Source organism: Arthrobacter sp. B0316-1-20, assembly GCF_059091865.1.
In genome coordinates this window covers 262,231-282,303 of the sequence record NZ_JBNHHC010000006.1, presented here as the reverse complement: position 1 = coordinate 282,303, position 20,073 = coordinate 262,231, and the positions used below count along the sequence as shown (strand labels likewise).

17 protein-coding genes are annotated in these 20,073 nt (G+C 68.6%); 5 read left to right on the top strand and 12 right to left on the bottom strand.

The genetic code is table 11. The annotated features are described in order from the left end of the window. Positions 1 to 39: 39 nt before the first annotated feature. The 3 genes from gdhA to AC5RW2_RS12655 all read right to left on the bottom strand — a co-directional run bounded on the left by gdhA (position 40) and on the right by AC5RW2_RS12655 (position 3,668). Complete coding sequence (gdhA, locus tag AC5RW2_RS12665) at positions 40 to 1,380, bottom strand: NADP-specific glutamate dehydrogenase (protein ID WP_494000635.1); 1,341 nt, start codon at positions 1,378 to 1,380, stop codon at positions 40 to 42. A gap of 435 nt (positions 1,381 to 1,815) precedes the next feature. Continuing rightward, positions 1,816 to 2,295, bottom strand: coding sequence for an ArsR/SmtB family transcription factor (locus tag AC5RW2_RS12660; protein ID WP_494012833.1), 480 nt, complete (start codon positions 2,293 to 2,295; stop codon positions 1,816 to 1,818). Positions 2,296 to 2,465: 170 nt separating this feature from the next. Then, positions 2,466 to 3,668, bottom strand: a complete 1,203-nt coding sequence (locus AC5RW2_RS12655; protein ID WP_494074025.1) for an acetoin utilization protein AcuC — start codon at positions 3,666 to 3,668, stop codon at positions 2,466 to 2,468. Positions 3,669 to 3,792: 124 nt separating this feature from the next. Between AC5RW2_RS12655 and AC5RW2_RS12650 the strand changes: the two genes are divergently transcribed. Both AC5RW2_RS12650 and AC5RW2_RS12645 read left to right on the top strand, forming a co-directional pair. Continuing rightward, on the top strand, positions 3,793 to 5,205 hold the full coding sequence (locus tag AC5RW2_RS12650; RefSeq protein WP_494000638.1) for a TrkH family potassium uptake protein: 1,413 nt from the start codon (positions 3,793 to 3,795) through the stop codon (positions 5,203 to 5,205). A gap of 40 nt (positions 5,206 to 5,245) precedes the next feature. Continuing rightward, the gene (locus tag AC5RW2_RS12645; RefSeq protein WP_494001300.1) at positions 5,246 to 5,884 is read left to right on the top strand and encodes a potassium channel family protein; all 639 of its coding nucleotides are present in this window, start codon (positions 5,246 to 5,248) and stop codon (positions 5,882 to 5,884) included. A gap of 58 nt (positions 5,885 to 5,942) precedes the next feature. Here AC5RW2_RS12645 and proC read toward each other — a convergent pair whose 3' ends face one another. The 5 genes from proC to AC5RW2_RS12620 form a co-directional block, all read right to left on the bottom strand. Further along, positions 5,943 to 6,803, bottom strand: coding sequence for a pyrroline-5-carboxylate reductase (gene proC / locus AC5RW2_RS12640; RefSeq protein WP_494074072.1), 861 nt, complete (start codon positions 6,801 to 6,803; stop codon positions 5,943 to 5,945). 308 nt (positions 6,804 to 7,111) lie between these two features. Further along, positions 7,112 to 8,128 carry a Ppx/GppA phosphatase family protein gene (locus AC5RW2_RS12635; protein ID WP_494025356.1) on the bottom strand — a complete coding sequence of 339 codons (1,017 nt, stop codon included), beginning with the start codon at positions 8,126 to 8,128 and terminating at the stop codon, positions 7,112 to 7,114. Between the two features lie 89 nt (positions 8,129 to 8,217). Next, the gene (gene topA, locus AC5RW2_RS12630) at positions 8,218 to 10,938 is read right to left on the bottom strand and encodes a type I DNA topoisomerase (RefSeq protein ID WP_494074024.1); all 2,721 of its coding nucleotides are present in this window, start codon (positions 10,936 to 10,938) and stop codon (positions 8,218 to 8,220) included. Between the two features lie 178 nt (positions 10,939 to 11,116). Beyond that, positions 11,117 to 11,770: an ArsR/SmtB family transcription factor gene (locus tag AC5RW2_RS12625; protein WP_494074023.1), complete on the bottom strand. Its 654-nt coding sequence runs from the start codon at positions 11,768 to 11,770 to the stop codon at positions 11,117 to 11,119. A 79-nt stretch (positions 11,771 to 11,849) separates the two neighbouring features. Next, the gene (locus AC5RW2_RS12620) at positions 11,850 to 13,460 is read right to left on the bottom strand and encodes a DUF7059 domain-containing protein (RefSeq protein ID WP_494012838.1); all 1,611 of its coding nucleotides are present in this window, start codon (positions 13,458 to 13,460) and stop codon (positions 11,850 to 11,852) included. 129 nt (positions 13,461 to 13,589) lie between these two features. Here AC5RW2_RS12620 and AC5RW2_RS12615 point away from each other — a divergent pair, with 129 nt between their 5' ends. Beyond that, a complete protein-coding gene (locus AC5RW2_RS12615; protein WP_494074022.1) occupies positions 13,590 to 14,168 on the top strand; it encodes a GNAT family N-acetyltransferase in 579 nt (192 codons plus the stop codon). A 141-nt stretch (positions 14,169 to 14,309) separates the two neighbouring features. On the opposite strand, the gene trhO is transcribed toward AC5RW2_RS12615, so the two are convergent. After that, positions 14,310 to 15,215, bottom strand: coding sequence for an oxygen-dependent tRNA uridine(34) hydroxylase TrhO (trhO, locus tag AC5RW2_RS12610; RefSeq protein WP_494074021.1), 906 nt, complete (start codon positions 15,213 to 15,215; stop codon positions 14,310 to 14,312). 97 nt (positions 15,216 to 15,312) lie between these two features. Between trhO and AC5RW2_RS12605 the strand changes: the two genes are divergently transcribed. Both AC5RW2_RS12605 and AC5RW2_RS12600 read left to right on the top strand, forming a co-directional pair. Further along, a complete protein-coding gene (locus AC5RW2_RS12605; RefSeq protein WP_494000646.1) occupies positions 15,313 to 15,987 on the top strand; it encodes a GNAT family N-acetyltransferase in 675 nt (224 codons plus the stop codon). A gap of 166 nt (positions 15,988 to 16,153) precedes the next feature. Further along, the gene (locus tag AC5RW2_RS12600; protein WP_494074020.1) at positions 16,154 to 18,508 is read left to right on the top strand and encodes a DEAD/DEAH box helicase; all 2,355 of its coding nucleotides are present in this window, start codon (positions 16,154 to 16,156) and stop codon (positions 18,506 to 18,508) included. A 122-nt stretch (positions 18,509 to 18,630) separates the two neighbouring features. On the opposite strand, the gene AC5RW2_RS12595 is transcribed toward AC5RW2_RS12600, so the two are convergent. Genes AC5RW2_RS12595 through AC5RW2_RS12585 form a run of 3 tightly spaced genes read right to left on the bottom strand, consistent with a single transcriptional unit; the run spans position 18,631 to position 20,005 of the window. Beyond that, positions 18,631 to 19,131 (bottom strand): Rv3654c family TadE-like protein, encoded by a 501-nt coding sequence (locus AC5RW2_RS12595; RefSeq protein WP_494049471.1) that lies wholly within the window; start codon positions 19,129 to 19,131, stop codon positions 18,631 to 18,633. After that, positions 19,118 to 19,558, bottom strand: a complete 441-nt coding sequence (locus tag AC5RW2_RS12590; protein WP_494074019.1) for a TadE family type IV pilus minor pilin — start codon at positions 19,556 to 19,558, stop codon at positions 19,118 to 19,120. The genes AC5RW2_RS12595 and AC5RW2_RS12590 overlap by 14 nt, the downstream gene beginning before the upstream one ends. A gap of 3 nt (positions 19,559 to 19,561) precedes the next feature. After that, a complete protein-coding gene (locus AC5RW2_RS12585) occupies positions 19,562 to 20,005 on the bottom strand; it encodes a DUF4244 domain-containing protein (RefSeq protein ID WP_494074018.1) in 444 nt (147 codons plus the stop codon). Between the last annotated feature and the right edge of the window lie 68 nt (positions 20,006 to 20,073).

Below are 20,073 nucleotides of genomic sequence, written 5' to 3'. Positions count from 1 at the left end.
CACCGTCGTCGTCATCAGTGCTTGGCTGTGTGGGCTGCCTTAGATGAGGCCCAGGGCGAGCATGGCGTCGGCTACCTTCTTGAAGCCGGAGATGTTCGCGCCCGCCACGTAGTTGCCGGGCATGCCATATTCCTCGGCGGTCTCGGCGCAGCGGTCGTGGATGCCGACCATGATGTCCGCCAGGCGCTGCTCCGTGTACTCGAAGGTCCAGGCGTCGCGGCTGGCGTTCTGCTGCATCTCCAGGGCCGAGGTGGCCACGCCGCCGGCATTCGCGGCCTTGCCCGGGCCGAACAGCAGGCCCGCGTCCTGGAAGATGGAGGCCGCTTCGCTCGTGCACGGCATGTTGGCGCCCTCGGCGACGGCGACCAGCCCGGACTCCACCAGGCGCCGGGCGGATTTCTCGTCCAGCTCGTTCTGGGTGGCGCACGGCAGCGCCACGGTGCAGTCGACGTCCCAGATGTTGCCGTCGGCCACGTAGTGCACGGCCGAGCCGCGGCGCTCGGCGTACTCCGAAATGCGGCCCCGCTCGACTTCCTTGATCTGGCGCAGGAGTTCGACGTCGATGCCGGCCTCGTCGACGATGTAGCCGCCGGAGTCGGAGGCGGTGACGACCGTGGCGCCGAGTTCCTGCGCCTTTTCGACGGCGTTGATGGCCACGTTGCCGGAGCCCGAGATGGCCACGCGCTGCCCGTCCAGGCTCTGCCCGCGGGTTTTGAGCATTTCCTGCGCGAACAGCACCGCGCCGTACCCGGTGGCTTCCGGGCGGACCAGCGAGCCGCCCCAGCCGATGCCCTTGCCGGTGAGGACGCCTGACTCGTAGCGGTTGGTGATGCGCTTGTACTGGCCGAACAGGTAGCCGATTTCGCGGGTGCCCACGCCCATGTCCCCGGCCGGAACGTCAGTGTATTCGCCGATGTGGCGGTAGAGCTCCGTCATGAAGGACTGGCAGAAGCGCATGACCTCGCCGTCGGACCGGCCGCGCGGATCGAAGTCGGACCCGCCCTTGCCGCCGCCGATGGGCATGCCGGTCAAGGCATTCTTGAAGATCTGCTCGAAGCCGAGGAACTTGATGATGCCCAGGTAGACCGAGGGGTGGAAGCGCAGTCCGCCCTTGTAGGGGCCAAGCGCGGAGTTGAACTCCACGCGGAAGCCGCGGTTGATCTGGACGTTGCCGGCGTCGTCCACCCAGGGCACGCGGAAGATGATCTGGCGTTCCGGCTCGCAGATGCGCTGCAGGATGGCGGCGTCGGAATATTCGGGGTGCCGGGCGGCCAGCGGCTCGAGGGTTTCGAAGACTTCGGTGACGGCCTGGTGGAATTCCGTTTCGCCTGGGTTGCGCCGGAAGACTTCGTCGCGGACTTCAAGCAGGTGGGCATCCATGGGTGCGTCCCTTCACTAGCTGACGTATGGGGGCACTCAGGTTGCTGCGGGCCCTCACACAGAAAACCATAAGAAGCGGGATCTAAGAAACACACCTGACACATCGCCGAACCACCTCGTAACGCGCCGGACGGCGGTACAGTCGGCCGGTTTGTCGCACTGAACGGGGCAGTTCCGGCACCGCTGGGCGGGGTGGCAGGGCGGAAAGTGCCGGCCGTCACGGGCGAACGCGCCCACCCGTCGGGGCCCGAATGTGCGGCTCATCACGGCCCGGGGCCCTCCGCGTCCCCGCACGGGTGGCCCCTCTGGTACTCCGCCGGGCTGCCGCCGCGTGAGCCGCCTGCGCTCGAGGCCGGGCTGCCGCGCGCAACGGCTCCGGGGTCGCCGGGCACCGGCACCCGGGGCCGCCGCTCACATCGGCACCGTGGCCGCCGCTCAGCCGCGGCGGCGGCGCGGCAGTTTGGGCAGATGCGCGAAGATGTCCGCGGCCTTGGTCGTTGCCTTGTTCGCCGCCTGGCCGAGGGAGCGGCTGAGGTTGGCGGGAACCGGAACCTCGAGGCTCCGCCCCGTCACGGCATGCGCGGGTTCCTGCGGGGCGACGACGGCAGCTGCCACCGCGGGCGACACAGGCCCCGCCTCGGCGGCGGGCAGGACATCGACCCCGAACCCGATGATCCAGTCGGCCACATGCTGCAGCGGCCCGGTCTGCAGCGAGTAGTAGCGCTTCTGGCCCTGGGCGCGCATGGACACGAGTCCGGCTTCGCGCAGCACCTTCAGGTGCTTGGAGACGGTCGGCTGGCTCACCTCCAGCTCTTCGACCAGTTCGCCAACCGCCTTGTCGCCGTCACGGAGCGAGCCGAGTATGTCCCGGCGGGTACCTTCGGCAATCACTGCAAAGACATCATCGATGGCCATTGCATTACCCTAACCGCATATATGCTCCGGGGCACACCCCCGGCGTTGGTCCCGGCGCCGGGCAGGGCAGAATCTCTATACCGGGTTCGGTGCACGACTGCGTCTGGCGCGGCCGCCCGGCCATGGTCTGCCGCCCCACCCGCTGGGGGCCTGGCAAACCCAGTAACGGCCTAATCGAACCAGGGATCGAGCCCGTGGTAGGGGAAAATTTCCTTGCGGGTGGCCATCACGGTGCGGTCCACGCCGTCGTTGGGGTCATAGCCGACCTCCCACGAGCGCCACCACAGGTCGGCGTCGTCGCCCATGTACAGCGGTGCCTGCTGGCCGTACCGCACCTCGACGTAGTCATGCCAGGACTGCGGCACCTCGCTGTGCAACGGAATGGCCCGGCCGGAAACAATGGCGAGCATGTGCGTCCAGGACCGGGGCACCACATTGAAGACGTCGTAGCCGCCGCCGCCCGTGGCGATCCAGCGGTCGCCGCAGACCTCGCGCGCCAGGTCGGCCGTGTCCAGCATCATTTGCCGCTGGGCATCCACGCTCAGCCTAAGACTGCTCAGCAGGTCGCGGGCATGGTTGTCGCAGCCGTGCTGGCTGACGATAACTTCGGGGGCGAAGGCCCTTACCAGCTGCGGCACCACCGCGTGGAAGGCCCGCAGGAAGGCCGCGTCGCCGGAGCGGGGCGGCATGGCGACGTTGACGGAACTGCCCGGTGCCTCCGGGCCCCCGCTCTCGTTCGCGAAGCCCGTCCCCGGGAACAGGTGGGTGCCGGTTTCATGCAGGGAGATGGTCAGCACCCGCGGGTCGTTGTAGAAGATCGACTGGACGCCGTCGCCGTGGTGCGCGTCGACGTCGACGTACGCGACCCTCTGCACGCCGTTATCCAGCAGGTGCTGGATGGCCAGGGCGCAGTCGTTGTAGATGCAGAACCCGCTGGCCTTGCCGCGCGCGGCGTGATGCATGCCGCCGGCGAAGTTCACCGCATGCAGCGCCGAGCCGTCCAGGATCGCGGCCGCGGACTGCAGCGAGGCCCCGGCGATTCGGGCGCTGGCGGTGTGCATGCCTGGAAACACCGGATCGTCTTCGGTGCCCAGGCCGCGCTCGTCGTCGATGGCGTCCGGGTTTTCACTGACCGCCTTCACCGCGGCCACGTAAGCCGGGTCGTGCACGGTCTGCAGTGCCGCGTCGCCGGCGATTTCGGCTGCGGCCAACGTGACGTTCGGGCGGTGGAAGATGGCGAATTCGTCAGCCAGCCTGGCCGTCAGGTCCAACCGGATCGGGGACATGGGATGATGCGCGCCGAAATTGTAGGCCAAGACGGATTCACTCCACACCGCCAGAGTGGGAACCGCGGGAACTGGGGTCGCTGACATCACAGACAGGCTACGCGAAAGCACCGGTGCGCGCGCATTCTTCCCGCGCCCCGTGCGATCAATTGATGATTTACTACTGCAAGGAGCAAGTCAGCGATTTCGGAGCCGGACAGAAGCGATCGGGATGACCAGACAGCAGCCGTCATGGCTAGCCGGGCGGGAACACGAACGATTCTCGCTTTTGCGCACGCTCCGCGACTTCGTGGACAGCGTTGCCAACAGTTCCCCGGCACGGCTGGCGCTGATCGTCTACGTGGCGGTGATCCTGGTCTTCACCGGGCTGCTGTCCTTGCCCGCCGCGGCCCGGGACGGGGTCATCACGCCGCTGCATGACGCCTTCTTCACGGCAGTCTCGGCGGTCTGCGTCACGGGCTTGACCGTGGTGTCCACCGCCGGCCACTGGACCTTCCTCGGCCAGGCCGTGATCCTGCTGGGCATCTTCATCGGCGGCCTCGGCACGCTGACGCTGGCCTCGCTGCTGGCGCTCATGGTGAGCAAGCGGCTGGGCGTGCGCGGCAAGCTGATCGCCCAGTCCGCCATGAGCAACGCGGGCCGCCTGGGCGAGGTCGGCGCGCTGCTGCGCATCGTGATCACCACCTCGGTGATCATCGAGGTGGTGCTCGCCCTGGTGCTGATCCCCCGTTTCCTGATGCTCGGCGAATCCTTTCCCCAGGCCGCCTGGCACGGCATCTTCTATGCCATCTCGGCGTTCAACAATGCGGGGTTCACCCCGCACTCCGATGGCCTGGTCCCCTACGAGACCGACGAGTGGATCCTGCTGCCGCTGATGGTCGGCGGGTTCCTGGGCAGCCTCGGGTTCCCGGTGGTCATGGTGCTCCTGGAGCGCGGTTGGCGCTTCAGCAAATGGAACCTGCACACCAAGCTCACGGTCGAGGTGTCCCTGATCCTGCTGGTGGTAGGCGCCCTGGTCTGGGGCGCCATGGAGTGGAGCAACCCGGAGACCCTGGGCGGCATGAGCACCTGGGACAAGGTCCTGCATGCAACGTTCGCGTCCGTGATGACCCGCTCGCTCGGCTTCAACCTGGTGGACATGAACGACATCGAGCCGTCCACCATGCTCTTTTCCGATGCCCTGATGTTCGCCGGCGGCGGTTCCGCCTCGACCGCAGGCGGCATCAAGGTCACGACCATCGCGATCGTGTTCCTGGCCATCGCAGCCGAGGCCCGCGGCGACCGGGACGTGAAGGTCCATGGCCGGACCATCCCCGAAGGCGCCATGCGGGTGGCCATCTCGGTGATCGTCATGGGTGCCACGTTGGTGGCCTTCGCCGCCGGCCTGCTGCTGGCCCTCACCGGCGAAAGCCTGGACCGAGTGCTGTTCGAGGTCATTTCCGCGTTCGCCACCGTCGGGCTGAGCACCAACCTGAGCGCCGAGCTGCCGCCCGAGGGCAAATACGTGCTCTGCGCCCTGATGTTCGCCGGCCGCGTCGGCACCATTACGTTGGCCGCCGCCCTGGCGCTGCGCGAGCGCCGCCAGCTGTTCCACTACCCCGAAGAGAGGCCCATCATTGGCTGACAAGTCCGCATCGAACAGACGTCCCGCCCACAACGCGCCCGTGCTGGTGGTCGGTCTGGGCCGCTTCGGTTCCTCGACCGCGGAACAACTGGTCAAGCAGGGCCGCGAGGTGCTGGCGATCGAACGTGATCCGGCCCTGGTGCAGAAGTGGTCGGGGCAGTTGACCCACGTGGTGGAGGCCGACGCCACGAACATCGACGCGCTGCGCCAACTGGGCGCCCAGGAGTTCAGCTCCGCCGTCGTCGGTGTCGGCACCTCGATCGAGTCCTCGGTGCTGATCACCGTGAACCTGGTGGACCTGGGCATCGAGCACCTCTGGGTCAAGGCCATCACACCGTCGCACGGCAAGATCCTCTCGCGCATCGGCGCCAACCATGTCATCTACCCGGAGGCCGACGCCGGCCGCCGCGCCGCGCACCTGGTGGGCGGCCGGATGCTGGACTTCATCGAGTTCGACGACGGTTTCGCCATCGTCAAGATGTACCCCCCGAAGGAGACCCAGGGCTTCACGCTGGGTGAGTCGCAGGTGCGCTCCAGGTACGGCGTCACGGTGGTGGGCGTAAAGTCGCCCGGCGAAGACTTCACCTATGCGCGGCCCGAAACCAAGGTCTCCAGCCGCGACATGCTGATCGTCTCCGGACACGTGGACCTGCTGGAGCGTTTCGCGGCCCGCCCGTAGCGGGGCCGCCCGTAGCGGGGCCGCCCGCAAGTCCAGCGGATCCAGGCCCCCTTACGGCTCAGGCCAGCTCGCGCGAGAGTTCGGCCGCCCGTTCGGCAGCGGCCGCGGCACCGCGCGCGATCACTTGCGGCAGCCCGTCGTCGTCGAAGGAGGCGATGGCGCGCTCCGTGGTGCCGTTCGGGCTGGTGACGGCACGGCGCATGACCGCCGGGTCGGCATCCGGCGCAGCGAGCATGATGCCCGCGCCGGCCACGGTCTCACGGGCCAGCGTCATCGACAGCTCCGGTTCCAGGCCCAGCTCCACGCCGGCGGCGGCCATCGCTTCGGCCAGGTAGAAAGCATAGGCGGGGCCGGAACCGCTGACCGCGGACACCGCGTCCAGCTGGTGTTCCGGAACCACGACGACTGTGCCGGCGCCGGCGAATACTTCGCGGGCGGCCTCCAGCTGGGCATCGCTCACGTGGCTGCCGGCGGAGACGCCGACCGCCCCGCGGCGCACCTTGAGCGGCGTGTTGGGCATGCTGCGCACCAGCGGCTGGCCTTCCGGCAGGGCAGCTTCCATCGCGGCAATGGTGACTGCCGCAGCCACGGAAACCAATACGGTCCGCTTCTCCAAAGCCGGCGCAATGGTCCGGCACAGGTCCGCGATGCCCGCCGGCTTCACCCCCAGCACGGCTACGTCGGCGCCCTGCACCGCATGGGCGTTGGCGCCCGGGTCGTCTTGTTCCGCCAGCACCGTCAGGCCGGGATAACGTCCGCGCAGTTCAGCGGCGCGTTCGCTGCGGCGCACCGTCGCCGTCACGTGTTCTGCCGGTGTTCCGGAGGCCAGCAGCCCGGCCAGGATGGCCTCGTTCATGGACCCACAGCCCAGGAAAGCGATGCGGCGTGCGGTTGGTGTTTCCGTGGCGTCAGCAGTCATGTCTGCCATTGAATCATGGTGCCGTCATCCGGCGCGTGCCGTCGTTCGGGCCCCCGCGCACACCGGCGGGGAAGAACTCACAGGTGCCGTTCAGGTGTTTAACGGCGTTGTCCCAAGGTCGCCGTCTAGTGTCTTAAACACCTCATCAAGGTGCGAGTGATGATGGACCGGATCTGCTGGTTTCGGTCCAGGCGCCGGCGAACAGCGGTTGACTCCCCCAACCGACCGCAACGTTCGCCGGCGTCGCCATTTAAGCCCTCCACCGCAGCCCTGCCGCGTGACGTGTCCGCGGTTTTGCGCCGCGGCTGCTAACTGCCCACCTTCTCGACGGCGGGGGCCGGCTCCAGCGCCTGCCGCACCAGCATGGTGCCCACGGGACTGACCGGGGCGTCGCTGTCGTAGAGCAGGTGATCGAAGCGTTTGAGGATCAGCCCCTCGCGCAGCGCCCACGGGCAGATCTGCAGCGTCTCGGTCTCAAACATCTCCATCGCCGCCTCGGCGACCATCGCCCCGGCGAGCAGTTGCGGCGCCCGCACCATCGAGACACCCGGAAGATTGACACGGTCGCTGACCGGCATGGCGGCCAGCCGCCGCGTCCACAGGGACAGGTCCGTGCGGTGCAGTTCCCGCCGCACGTACGGGCCGGCGGCCGAGGGTGCGGCCCCGGCGATCCGTGCCAGCGAGCGGAAGGTCTTGGAGGTTCCGACCACCATGTCCGGCCGGCCGTGGGCAGAAATTTCTTCGACCGCGGGAGCCAGCGTCTCGCGGATATACCCGTACAGGTCCTTGATGCTCTTCACGCTCGGGGGGTCCTCGGGCAGCCACTCCCGGGTCAGCCGGCCCGCTCCCAGCGGCACCGACACGGCGTGTTCGGGCAGTTCGTCATGGCCGATGGCCATCTCGAAGGAGCCGCCGCCGATGTCCAGGTCCAGGATTGTGCCCGACCCCCAGCCGTACCAGCGGCGGACGGCCACCAGAGTCATGCCGGCCTCCTCGGGGCCGGTCAGCTCCTGCAGCGTGACATTGGCTTCCGCCTTGACCCGGTCCAATACTGCCCTGCCGTTGGTCGCTTCGCGGATGGCGGAGGTGCAGAAGGCCAGCATGTCTTCGGCTCCGTGCAGCCCGGCGAACCGCCAGGCTTCTCGGATAAAGCCGATGAGTTCCTGCTGGCCCTCTTCGCTGATACTGCCGTCGGCATCCAGATACGCCACCAGCGACAGCGGCCGCTTGTGCGAGGCGAATGGCACCGGCCGGGCACCCGGGCGGGCATCCACCAACAACAAATGCACCGTGTTGGAACCGATGTCGAGAACGCCCAGACGCATGTTCATATTATGCAGGCCTGCGGCACGGGCACCGCAAACGGGCACCGGGTCCGGCCCCGGCCGCCGCGGGCAGCGGCCCGCGGCGGCCGCTACTTCTTGGCGGCGGCCTTGCGCCGTACCGGCTTCTTCGCCGCCGGTTTCGCCGGTCCCTTGGCGCGCTTCTCCGCCAGCAGTTCGATGGCCTGCTCTCGTGTCAGCTCTTCGATGCTGGTGGCGCGCGGCACCGTGATGTTCGTGACGCCGTCGGTGATGTAGGGGCCGAACCGGCCGTCCTTGACCACGATGTTCTTCTCCGACACCGGGTCCACGCCGAACTCGGCCAGCGGTGCGGCGGCGGTGCGGCCGCCGCGGGTCTTCGGCTGCGCGTAGATTTCCAGCGCCTGTTCCAGCGTGATGGTGAAGATTTCCTCCTCGGAGCCGATCGACCGCGAGTCGCTGCCCTTCTTCAGGTACGGGCCGAAGCGTCCGTTCTGCACGGTGATTTCGGTGCCCTCGGCATCGGTGCCGAGCACCCGCGGCAGGCTCAAGAGCTTCAGCGCGTCCTCGAGGGTGACGGTGTCCACGCTCATCGACTTGAACAGGGAACCGGTGCGAGGCCTGACCTTGGCCGGCTTCTTCGGCGGCTTGGGCTTGCCGTTCTTGTAATACTCCACCGGCTGCGCGGCCAGTTCCTCGGCCGTCGGCTCATGGATCACCTCGGTGACGTAGGCGCCGTAACGGCCTTCCTTGGCCACGATCGTCCGGCCGGTCTCCGGGTCCTTTCCAAGCTCGCGCTCGCCAGGCCCCTGGGTTTCCATCAGCTCGAGGGCTTTCTCCGGGGTCAGCTCGTCCGGAGCCAGGTCGTCGGGGACATTGGCCCGCTCCGGCTCCTCGCCGTCGCCCTCGCCGTTGCGTTCCAGATACGGGCCGAACTTGCCCACCCGCAGGGTGATTCCCTCGGCAATCTCGATCGAATTGATCCGGCGCGGGTCGATTTCGCCCAGGTCGTTCACCACGGTGTTCAGGCCGGTTTCCTTGCGGTCCCCGTAGTAGAAGCCGGAGAGCCACTCGGTCCGGCTGGCCTCGCCGCGGGCAATGCGGTCCAGGTCCTCTTCGAGTTCCGCCGTGAAGTCATAGTCGACGTAGTCGCTGAAGTACTCCTCCAGCAGCCGTACCACGGAGAACGCGATCCAGCTCGGAACCAGGGCGGAGCCGCGGGTGCGGACGTAGCCGCGGTCCATGATGGTGGAGATGGTGGCGGCGTAGGTGGACGGACGGCCGATGCCGCGGTCTTCCAGCGTCTTGATCAGCGATGCTTCGGTGTAGCGCGGCGGTGCCGATGTCTCGTGCCCCACGGCGTCGACCGCCTGCGCGTCCAGCGCGTCGCCCTTGGCGAGGTTCGGCAGGCGCCCGCCGGTGGCATCGTCCTCGTCCTCGCGTCCGGCGTCCTTGCCCTCCTCATAGGCGGCCAGGAAACCGGGGAACGTGATGACGGTGCCGGATGCGGTGAACTCCGCGTCCCGCCCGTCCCCGGCCGTGGCGCCGAGCCGCACGGTCGACGTCGATCCCTTGGCGTCGGCCATCTGCGAGGCCACCGTGCGTTTCCAGACCAGCTCGTACAGCCGGTACTCGTCGCCGGAAAGCTGGCTGCGCACCTGGCCGGGCGTGCGGAAAGAATCACCGGCGGGCCGGATGGCTTCGTGGGCTTCCTGGGCGTTCTTGTCCTTGCCCTTGTAAACGCGGCGGGCATCCGGGACATACTCGGGCCCGTACAGCTCGGAGGCCTGACGCCGCGCGGCGTTCACGGCCTGATCGCTTAGCGCCGGCGAGTCGGTACGCATATAGGTGATGTAGCCGTTTTCGTACAGCTTCTGCGCCACCTGCATGGTCGAGCGCGCGGAGAACCGAAGCTTGCGGGCCGCCTCCTGCTGCAGGGTGGAGGTGGTGAACGGCGCCGCCGGCCGGCGGGTGTAGGGCTTGTTCTCTACCGCGCGGACGGAGAAGCTGGCGCTGCGCAGGGAGTCTGCCAGCGCGGTGGCGGCCGCCTCGTCCAAATGGACGGCGGAGCGGGCCTTGAGTTGGCCCAGATCGTTGAAGTCCTTGCCGGCGGCGACCCGGCTGCCGTCGACCGAGACCAGCTTCGCCTTGAACACCCCGCCCTTGGCCGCGTCCTCCGGCGCCACGGTTGCCACCAGGTCCCAGTAGGAGGCCGCCCGGAACGCCATCCGCTCGCGCTCGCGCTCGACGACCAGCCGGGTAGCCACGGACTGCACGCGTCCGGCGGAGAGCCCCGCCTTGACCTTGCGCCAGAGCACCGGCGAGAGTTCGTAGCCGAAGAGCCGGTCCACGATCCGGCGGGTCTCCTGGGCGTCGACCAGGTCGGTGTCCACCTCGCGGACCTCGGTCAGGGCGCGCTGCAGGGCTTCGCGGGTAATCTCGCTGAACGTCATGCGGTGCACGGGCACCTTGGGCTGCAGCACCTGCAGCAGATGCCACGCGATGGCTTCGCCCTCGCGGTCACCGTCAGTTGCCAGATAGAGTTCGTCGGCGTCCTTGAGCATCGACTTGAGCTCGGACACCTTTTTCTTCTTGTCCGGAGACACCACGTAATACGGCTCGAAATCGTTCTCGATATCCACCGCGAACTTGCCGACCGACGTCTTTTTCAGCTCGGCCGGCAGGTCGGAGGGCTGGGGCAGGTCACGGATGTGCCCCATGGAAGCCGTGACCTCAAAGCCCTCGCCGAGGTACCCGGCGATGGTTTTGCCCTTGGCCGGGGACTCGACGATGACGAGTTTCTTACCGGTTTTTTCGCGGGCCTTGGCTGGCACTGTGCTCCTACGTAAAGAAAGGGTGTTGATGCGCTTGTAAATACGTCCCCCAACCCGGCGGGGTGGAGGACCGTCAGCACTAGGTTAGCCGCAACAGTACCGCGAAACAGAAAACGCCAGCGCGTGCAGCCGGCTGCCTCCGCGGCAACGGACCGCTGCCGATGCCCGCGGCAAGGCCCTAATCGTTGTCGATGTCGCCGGGCAGGAAGGAGAAGACGTAGTACAGCTTTTCCGCCCCTTCTCCCCGGTTTTCGGGATTGGTCGTCGGGCTGTATTCCAGCAGGATCTCGCCGATCCGCCGGCCGAGGTCCTTCCGTTGTTCCTCGGTCAGGTAGAACCGCCCCGTGCTGAGCGCAGCCAGGTGCCCCTCCTGCCGCCAGGTGTCCGGGTTCGGCAATTGCTTGTCCCGTTTGACGTACTTGGACAGGCGTTCGCGCAGGTCGTTCAGTTCCACATCCACCACGCCCATGGTGGCGGCACGGCTGTCCGCCACGCTGGTCACGTCCAGGCGTCCGGCGGCGGCCTGCCAGTGCCGTTCCCGGCCGTCGCCCTGGTTCACGCACCGTTTGACGAATCCCCACTTTTCCAGCGCCCGCAGGTGGTAGCTCATGGCGCTGGGTGTCAGCCCGTGCCGCTGCGCCAACTCCGTGGCGGTGGCCGGCTGCTGCGTATCAAAGAGCTCTTCGATGACCTTCAGCCGCACGTTATGGGCCAGCGCACGGATGGCGCGGGCATCGGAGATATTGACCCTGTCTCCGGCCGCCGGCTCGGCCGGAGTGACCGCCGCTGCCGTGGCCGCCCGGCCGGTCGTCGTGCTTGAAGCCTTAGTCATGATCAGTAAGTGTAATGCCGGTCACCGCTCCCGGGCGGGGCTGCCGGCCAATCCCGGACTGCAATCCGGCAACAATTTCCTATTCGCCGGCAGGCACCAGGAAGCCGTCTGCCACCAGGTTCCGCACTTCGGCGGAGAGTTGCCCGGCGAAGTCCGGCTCCTCGCGGCCCAACAGCGCCGCCAGCGCACCGATGATCTGGTCCACGCCCAGCTCGCCGTCGCACGCGGAAACGAACCCGGCCAACTCGGTGCTCATCAGGTTGGTCCGGCGCAGCCCCGCGCCCTGGCGCAGCAGGATGACGCCGGGATGTTCGGCGCCCGGCCGCTGGTGCCGCTCTTCGGTCACGTCCTCGGCCGCCCGCAGGTGCTGGCGGCCAAAGTCCGCGGCGTGCTCGGCCAGCCAATCGGCCCGCTCGACCGCCGCGGCCAGGTGCGGGCCGATGGGCTGTTCGATCGGATAGGTGATCTCCTCGAACCTCCGCAGCAATCCTGCGCCTGCAGCGGCGGCCGCGGCGTCGGGCAGGGAGCGGCGCAGCCACACGAGCCCGAAGCCGAGGGCCTCCACGTCCCGGGACGCGAAATCGTCCAGGTAGGCGGCGTACGCGGATTCGAACAGCTCGGGGTCGCGGTTCACCGAGGCGTCCCGCAGCCACGTCTGCGCATACTGCGCCGGGCTGAGCTGCTCGCGCTGGATGACCCAGGCGTCGGTGTCCGGCGCCAGCCACTGCTCCAACCGGGCGTGCCAGCTGCCCGCGCCCGCCGGAATTTCCCAGTTGCCCAGCATCTGTGCGACGCCGCCGTCGGCCAGCACCGAGGGCAGGGAGCGGAAGAGGGTGGCCACGATGTCGTCGCCGGGCAGTCCGCCGTCGCGGTAGGTGAACTGCTCGTCGGCGCGTTCGGCCGGGCGACGCGGCGTGATCACGAACGGCGGGTTGGATACCACGAGGTCGAACCGTTCCCCCGCCACCGGCTCCAACAGGCTGCCCAGCCGCAGGCTGACCCGCTCCTCCAGGTGGTCCGGGTCCAGCCCGAGGGCGCCGGCGTTGAGGGCGAGGTTGAACCGGGTGAAGGCCAGCGCCCGCTCCGAGATGTCCGTCGCGGTGGCGTGGCGGGCGTGGCCCAGCAGGTGGAAGAGCTGGATCCCGCACCCGGTGCCCAAATCCAGGGCCCGTTCCACCTCGGTGCGGACGGTCAGCTGGGCCAGCGTCAGCGAGGCCTGGCCGATGCCCAGGACGTGATCGTGCCGAAGGACGCCGGGCCGCTGGTGCGCCCCGAGGTCGCTGGCCACCCACAGCTCGGTCTCGCCGAAGGCGTACGGGCGGAGGTCGACGGCGGCCCGCCACTCACCGCCGTCGCGCTCGGCCAGCCGGAGGGCGGCGAGCCCGTCCACCCCGGTGCGCGGGAACGCCCGCGCCAGCAGCCCGGGCGGCACGCTCCGACCCAACAGCCAGAGGCGCACGACGGCGGCCAGGCGGCCCTGTGCCGGATCCTCCAGCAGGCGGGCGGTGGCCAGCACGGCCGGAACCAGCTGGTCGCGGTCCAAGGCCTCCCACGCCTCGGTTCCGAGCAGCGCCGCGACGCCGTCCACGCTGTAATCCAGGGTGGTCAGGTCGGCGGCCAGGTCCGCCAGCAGCCGCCGGTCGCTGCTGGCGGGCGCATGGGGGACGTCGGAGAAATCTGCACTATCCACGGCCCAAGTCTAGTAACCCGGACAGACACGCCCCGGACCTGCCGGGCCACGGTGCCCGCGGCCCTTCAGCGCTCACAGGTCACTGCTGCCCGTGCCTCCGCGGCGGTTCCCTGATGGTTAAATGACCTCATGCTCGTCACCACCACCTACCTTGAACAGACCGATCCGGCCCAGCTGGTGCCGGGCTCGCGCCCGCTGCCGGATGATGCCGCCGTGGTGCGGGTGCGGCAGATCAGCCCGGAGTTCAGCAAGTTCCTCTACCGCAGCGTGGGCAGCAGCTGGAACTGGGCCGACCGGCTGGTGCTCACGCGCAGCGAATGGGAACAGGCAGTGCGTGCCCCCGGGGCGGAAACCTGGGTGCTGTACACAGCCGGCGCCCCGGCCGGCTACGTGGAACTGTTGGGCCGGCCCGGAGAGACCGGCACCGACGTCGAAATCATGTACTTCGGCCTGTTCCCCGAGGCGATCGGCCGCGGCTTCGGCGGTGCCCTGCTAACCGAAGGCATCCGGCAGGCCTGGCAGTTGCATGGCCGCTGGGACGGGTTTCCGCCGGTGCGGCGCGTCTGGGTGCATACCTGTTCGCTGGACGGGCCGGCGGCCGTGGCCAACTACCAGGCGCGGGGCATGAGCGTGTTCAAGACCGAGGTCGAGGACACCGAACCGCAGGATGCCACCGCGGGCCTGTGGCCCGAGACCGCGAACGCCTGACCCGCCGCGGGGCCGGATGCCGTTGGGTAGCCCGCGACGTCCACAAAACAGCTCCGGGACGCTCCCCTGCCCGGGGACGGACGGCCCGGATGCCGCCGGGCCACACAACGGGAGCGGGCCGGCGGCAGTCAGCAGCGGCAGTCAGGCGGCGGCAGGCTCCGGGCAGCCGTCCGGGCAGCGCAGGGTCTGCGGATCCGCTGCGCATGAGGAACAGTACAACGTCAGCTGGCGGCAGTCCGGATTGGAACAGTTCTCGAACTTGTTGGTCGGCGCCTGGCAGCGGACGCATTCCCCGATGGTCTTGGCGTCCGGCGTGAACTCCAGGTGCATGCGCTGATCGAAGACGTAGAGCGAACCTTCCCACAGCCCGGCGTCGCCGAAGGTTTCGCCGTAACGGACGATTCCGCCGTCGAGCTGGTAGACCTCCTGGAAGCCACGGTTGACCATCAGGGACGACAGCACCTCGCAGCGGATGCCGCCGGTGCAGTACGTCACCACGGGCTTGTCCTTAAGATCGTCGTACTTGCCGGAGTCCAGTTCCTTGATGAAGTCGTGGGTGGTGGCCACGTCCGGCACGATGGCGTCTTTGAACTTGCCGATCTGCGCTTCGAAGGCGTTGCGGCCGTCGAAGAAAACCACGTCTTCGCCCGCCGCCTTTTTGGCGTCGATGAGCTGGTGCAGTTCCTCCGGGCGCAGGTGCGTCCCGCCGCCGACCACGCCGCCCTGGTCCACCCTGAGCTCCCCCGGGGCACCGAAGGATACGATCTCGTCCCGGACCTTGACGCTCAGCCGCGGGAAGTCTTCCGCCCCGCCCTCGGACCACTTCACGTCGAGGCCGCGGAAGGCGGGGTATTCGCGCGTGGTTTTCACGTACTGCTTCACCGCGTTCAGCTCTCCGCCGACGGTGCCGTTGATGCCGTCCTTGGATATCAGGATCCGGCCGCGCAGGCCGAGTTTCTCGCACAGCGCGCGTTGCCAGAGCCGGACGGCGTCCGGGTCCGGCAACGGGGTGAAAGCGTAATAAAGCACAATCCGGTTCAAAGCCACGCATCAAGGTTACGCGGTGGCCGGTAATCAGGGATTGTGACAGGGTTGTCATCGATTAGGCATGCCGCCCGCGCCCGCTGTTCGGTACAGTCCTGCTATGGGTCACGAATATACGACTGACGTCCCCGACGACGTCCTTGCCGCCTGGGTCGCCGGCTGGTCGGCCTGCCGCGGCTACTCCGCCGAAGAGGTCGACGGACACCCGGCCGTGTTGCTGGCGGACAAGACCGGGGACTGGGAGTACTTCGCGTTCGAACCCGGCGACGAGGAATTCGCCGCCGTGGCCCGCGACACCACCAAGTCACCGGGACGGATCTTCACCGTGCTCACGCGCGACGCGCAGCGGATCCATCAGCTCGCGCCGCAGCATGGGCTGCGGGTGCACCACAACGCCCAGTCGCTGATGGTCACCGACATGTCCGGCCAGGACGCCGAGGACCCGTGGTACCGCGACCCCGATTACAAGACCGAGGTCGAGAAGCACGGGAACGTCCACAAGGTCCGGGTGGTGCATGAAGGAAACGAGGCCGCCCACGGCGTCGCCGCCGCCGTCGACAATTTCGCGGTCTTCGACCACATCGAAACGGACCTTAACTACCGTAGGCGCGGGCTGGCCACGCACGTGATGCGCGCGCTGATCGCCTCCGTGCTGGAGCACATGGTGGACACCGGGCTGCTGATCGCCTCGCACGACGGCCAGATGCTGTACCGGCACCTGGGCTGGGACACGGTCTGCGATGTGATGATCCTCAAGCCCGTGGCGGAGGGCTGACCGCCTGCTGCCTGGCACACCGGTGCTGCCTGCCCACCCATGCAGCCCGGCCCGCCCGTGCTGCTGCTTGGCCGATCAGTGCGGGCAGCAGCCGGCCCGCACGGCCCGCAGCTGCCCTGCTGCGGGTGCTGCCCGCCGCGCCCCGGTGTGGTGACACAATGTTCGGGTGGCCCTGCACGATTCCCTGATTCCGCTGCTCGGCTCCGGTCCGGAGCCAGAGCAACTGGTGCATGTCCGCGAGCTTCCGGCCCGGGAGGCCGTGGTCGAGCCGTGGCCGGAGTGGGTCCACGGTGATATCCGTGCCGCCTATGCCTCGCTCGGTGTGCACGAGCCGTGGCGCCATCAGGTGCGCGCCGCCGAGGGTGCCCATCAGGGCCGCCATACGATCATTGCCACGGGAACTGCCTCCGGAAAGTCGCTGGCCTACCAGGTGCCGGCCCTGGACGCCATCCACCGCACGGCCCTGGCAGACACCGTGAGCCTCGAGCCGAGCGGCGCCGTCGCCCTGTACCTGGCCCCGACCAAGGCGTTGGCGGCCGACCAGCTGGCGGCGATCAAGGCGCTGAAGCTGCCCACCGTGCGGGCGGAAACCTACGACGGCGACACCGATCCGGGTGCCCGCCGCTGGATCCGGGACCATGCCAACTTCGTGCTGGCCAACCCGGACATGCTGCACTTCGGGATCCTGCCCAACCACGCCTGGTGGGCACGGTTCTTCCGCCGGCTCCGCTTCGTGATCATTGACGAGGCGCACAGTTACCGCGGTGTCTTCGGCTCGAATGTTGCCAATCTCGTGCGGAGGCTGCGCCGCGTCTGCGCCAGTTACGGGGCGGACCCCGTGTTTATCGGCGCTTCCGCCACCTCCGCGGACCCCGCAACCTCCTTCGGTCGGCTGATCGGCGCGGAAGCAGAGGCGGTGACCGAAGACTGCTCGCCGCACGGCTCCACGACCGTAGCGTTCTGGGAACCTCAGCTCACCGAGCTCACAGGCGAGAACGGCGCCAAGGAACGGCGCACGGTGGTTGCCGAGACCTCCGACCTGCTGGCCAATCTCGTCGCGGCGCAGGTGCGTACCATCGCCTTCATCAAGTCCCGCCGGGGTGCCGAGACGATTTCCTCCATCACCAAACGGCTGTTGGACGACGTCCACCCCTCGCTGCCCGGGCGGGTGGCTGCCTACCGCTCCGGCTACCTGCCGGAGGAACGCCGCGAGCTGGAAGCCAAGCTCAGGTCGGGGCAGCTGCTGGGCGTCTCGAGCACGTCGGCGCTTGAGCTGGGCATCGACATCTCCGGGCTGGACGCCGTCCTGGTCGCGGGCTGGCCGGGCACCCGCGCCTCCTTGTTCCAGCAGATCGGCCGCGCCGGCCGGTCCGGGCAGGACGCGCTGGCTGCCTTCGTGGCCAGCGACGATCCGCTGGACACGTATCTGGTCCACCACCCCGAGGCCGTCTTCAACGTCTCCGTGGAGGCGACCGTTTTCGACCCGTCGAACCCCTACGTCCTGGGACCGCACCTGTGCGCCGCGGCCCAGGAGCTTCCGTTGACGCCCGCGGACATCGGGCTGTTCGGCGCCGCGGCTCCCGGCCTGCTCGACCAGTTGACCGTCGACGGCTATCTCCGGCGCCGGCCGGCCGGCTGGTACTGGACCCATCCGGAAAGCGCGGCGGCCATGGTGAACCTGCGGGCCGACGGCGGCGGGCCCATCAGCATTGTCGAAACGGAATCCGGGACACTGCTCGGGACCATGGACTCCCCGCAGTCGCACTATCAGGCACACAACGGCGCCGTGTACGTGCACCAGGGCACGACATACGTCGTGGATGAACTGAACGAGCAGGACCACTGCGCGATGGTGACCCGGGCCAATCCGGACTACTACACCCAGGCCCGCGACGTCACGCAGATCGAAGTGCTCGGCGCGCAGCGAACCGAGCAGTGGGGCGAGGTCCAGACCTGTTTCGGCGACGTCAAGGTCACCACCAAAGTGGTCTCCTTCCAGCGCAAGGCCTTCATCTCCAACGAGATCCTGGGCGAAGAGCCGCTGGATCTTGGGGCCAGGGAACTGTTCACCAAGGCCGTCTGGTTCACCATCGGCGAGCAGCAACTAACGTCGGCGGGGTTGGTCGCGGCCCGTGTGCCCGGTGCCCTGCATGCGGCCGAACATGCCGGCATCGGGCTGCTCCCGCTGGTGGCCTCCAGCGACCGGTGGGACATCGGCGGGGTATCGACGGCACTGCATGCCGATACCGGCAAGCCGACCATCTTCGTCTACGACGGGCATCCCGGCGGCGCAGGCTTCGCCGAGCGGGGCTTTGAGGCAGCCAGGATCTGGCTGGCGGCCACCCGGGACGCCATCCGGTCCTGCGAGTGCGAAACGGGCTGCCCCTCCTGTGTGCAGTCCCCCAAATGCGGCAACAAGAACAATCCCTTGGACAAGTCGGGGGCGGTCACGCTGATCGAGGCTCTGCTTTCCCAGGCTGGCCCTGCCCCTGCCGACAGGCACCAGGCGGCCGTCGCCTAGCTAAGGGCCCCGCCGCCCCGCGTGGCTCGGCAAACACTGCACGCGCCTGGTGGGAAACAGCGCTTCGTCCGCGCTGCCGATGGTTATCGCCTTGGGGCTGGCCACCCCACGCTGTTGATGGCTTACCCGCCCGGTGGTGGCCCCGCACGTGCCCGGCCCTCGGCATGCGTCCACTGTCCGTCAAGCCACCCCAGCACGTCGGGCAGCCGGGTTCGGGTTCGGACGTCGACCACCACACCGCCGGGTCCGGAACGGCGGCACGCCAGCAGCTCGGCGTCCTGCTTGCGTGCCACGTCTGCGGCCAGGGTACATGGTTCGCCGGCCAGCAGGCCGCGGGCAGCATCGGCGCCGGCCAAGGCAGCCAGGTCGGCCGCCTTCCCCGCCCGCGCCGATGCCAAGCCCGCCTGCATCACCGTGACGAGCACCGCGAGCATCAGGCACAGCATGAGCACCAGCCCCACCGACAGCACCGTTCCGGCGCCGTGGTCCGTGCCGTGCGGTCCGGTGACGCCAGCGCCGGCGCCGTCGCCGTGGTCAGTGCTGTCCGGTCCGGCTGTTCCGAAACCGGCACCCGCACCGGGTGGTGCGGCACGGGGCGCCGGCCGTCGCTTAGCCGGCTCCATTTCCTGCGCCTGGCGGAATCACCGGCCCGCCGGTCGGCTCGGCAGGCGCGGATGCCCGGGCCTCCAGCGTCCAGCCGCCAACCCCAGGCCATGGACCGGATACCTGAGCAGTGACATGGACCGTAACCCAGCCGCCGCCGCTGCCGGACGCCAACGTAGCGCCGTCCCCGGCGATGGAGCGGACCGTGTGGGCGGCTGCTGTCTCCGGCTCGCCGCGGCCGAGCTGCCGGACCGCGGCCTGTGCGGCCTTCTCCACATTCAGCTGTGCTGCTCCGGCGGCCGCACCAGCCAGCAGGAAAGCCAGCACGACGACGACGGAGGGCAGGACAACGGCGAACTCCGCCGTGACGCTGCCGCGCTCGCCGGCGCGCTGGGCGGCCGGGGCACACCGGCCGGTGCTGGAGCGGGTGGGGCGGCACACAGACATCGGTCAGACCGCCCTCAGCGCCAGCTCCACCAAATCCGTGAGCATGCCGCGGACTTCGCCGCTTCGCAGGATCAGGACCAAGAGACCGGCGAACGCCACCGCGGCAAGCGTCGCGATGGCATACTCGGCGGTAGCCATTCCGGCTTCGGAGCCGGTCAGGTGCCGCCAGTTTCTCCGGGCGAGCCTGTTCCGACCGTCTGCCGGGAAGTCAATGACATCCGCCAGACTGCCGGGGCCGTCTGGCGCCGTGGGCAGTAGTGCCGCCGCAGGCCGTTGTGCCGCGGCGTTCCCGGTCGGTTCCGCTGATGGGGATGGTTGCCCTGCCGTGGCCCCGGGTGGTTGCGCCGTCGCGATCTGTCGCGCCGTCTTGTCCTCGGGTAGTTGCACTGCAGGGTTCGGCGGCAGCGAACGTGGTGTGCGGTCCCGGATTTCGGCCAGTGACAACATGTTTTCCTCCTGGATGAGACCGCCGGATTGCGGTTATTCGAGCTTCCCCGACCGGGCCAGGAGCCCGG

What these genes read in the sequence shown, in the direction of transcription:
- gdhA (WP_494000635.1), bottom strand. Translation starts at nt 1,380, where the DNA reads ATGGATGCCCACCTGCTTGAAGTCCGCGACGAAGTCTTCCGGCGCAAC.
- AC5RW2_RS12660 (WP_494012833.1), bottom strand. Translation starts at nt 2,295, where the DNA reads ATGGCCATCGATGATGTCTTTGCAGTGATTGCCGAAGGTACCCGCCGG.
- AC5RW2_RS12655 (WP_494074025.1), bottom strand. Translation starts at nt 3,668, where the DNA reads ATGTCAGCGACCCCAGTTCCCGCGGTTCCCACTCTGGCGGTGTGGAGT.
- AC5RW2_RS12650 (WP_494000638.1), top strand. Translation starts at nt 3,793, where the DNA reads ATGACCAGACAGCAGCCGTCATGGCTAGCCGGGCGGGAACACGAACGA.
- proC (WP_494074072.1), bottom strand. Translation starts at nt 6,803, where the DNA reads ATGACTGCTGACGCCACGGAAACACCAACCGCACGCCGCATCGCTTTC.
- AC5RW2_RS12635 (WP_494025356.1), bottom strand. Translation starts at nt 8,128, where the DNA reads ATGCGTCTGGGCGTTCTCGACATCGGTTCCAACACGGTGCATTTGTTG.
- AC5RW2_RS12625 (WP_494074023.1), bottom strand. Translation starts at nt 11,770, where the DNA reads ATGACTAAGGCTTCAAGCACGACGACCGGCCGGGCGGCCACGGCAGCG.
- AC5RW2_RS12615 (WP_494074022.1), top strand. Translation starts at nt 13,590, where the DNA reads ATGCTCGTCACCACCACCTACCTTGAACAGACCGATCCGGCCCAGCTG.
- AC5RW2_RS12605 (WP_494000646.1), top strand. Translation starts at nt 15,313, where the DNA reads ATGGGTCACGAATATACGACTGACGTCCCCGACGACGTCCTTGCCGCC.
- AC5RW2_RS12595 (WP_494049471.1), bottom strand. Translation starts at nt 19,131, where the DNA reads ATGGAGCCGGCTAAGCGACGGCCGGCGCCCCGTGCCGCACCACCCGGT.
- AC5RW2_RS12590 (WP_494074019.1), bottom strand. Translation starts at nt 19,558, where the DNA reads ATGTCTGTGTGCCGCCCCACCCGCTCCAGCACCGGCCGGTGTGCCCCG.
- AC5RW2_RS12585 (WP_494074018.1), bottom strand. Translation starts at nt 20,005, where the DNA reads ATGTTGTCACTGGCCGAAATCCGGGACCGCACACCACGTTCGCTGCCG.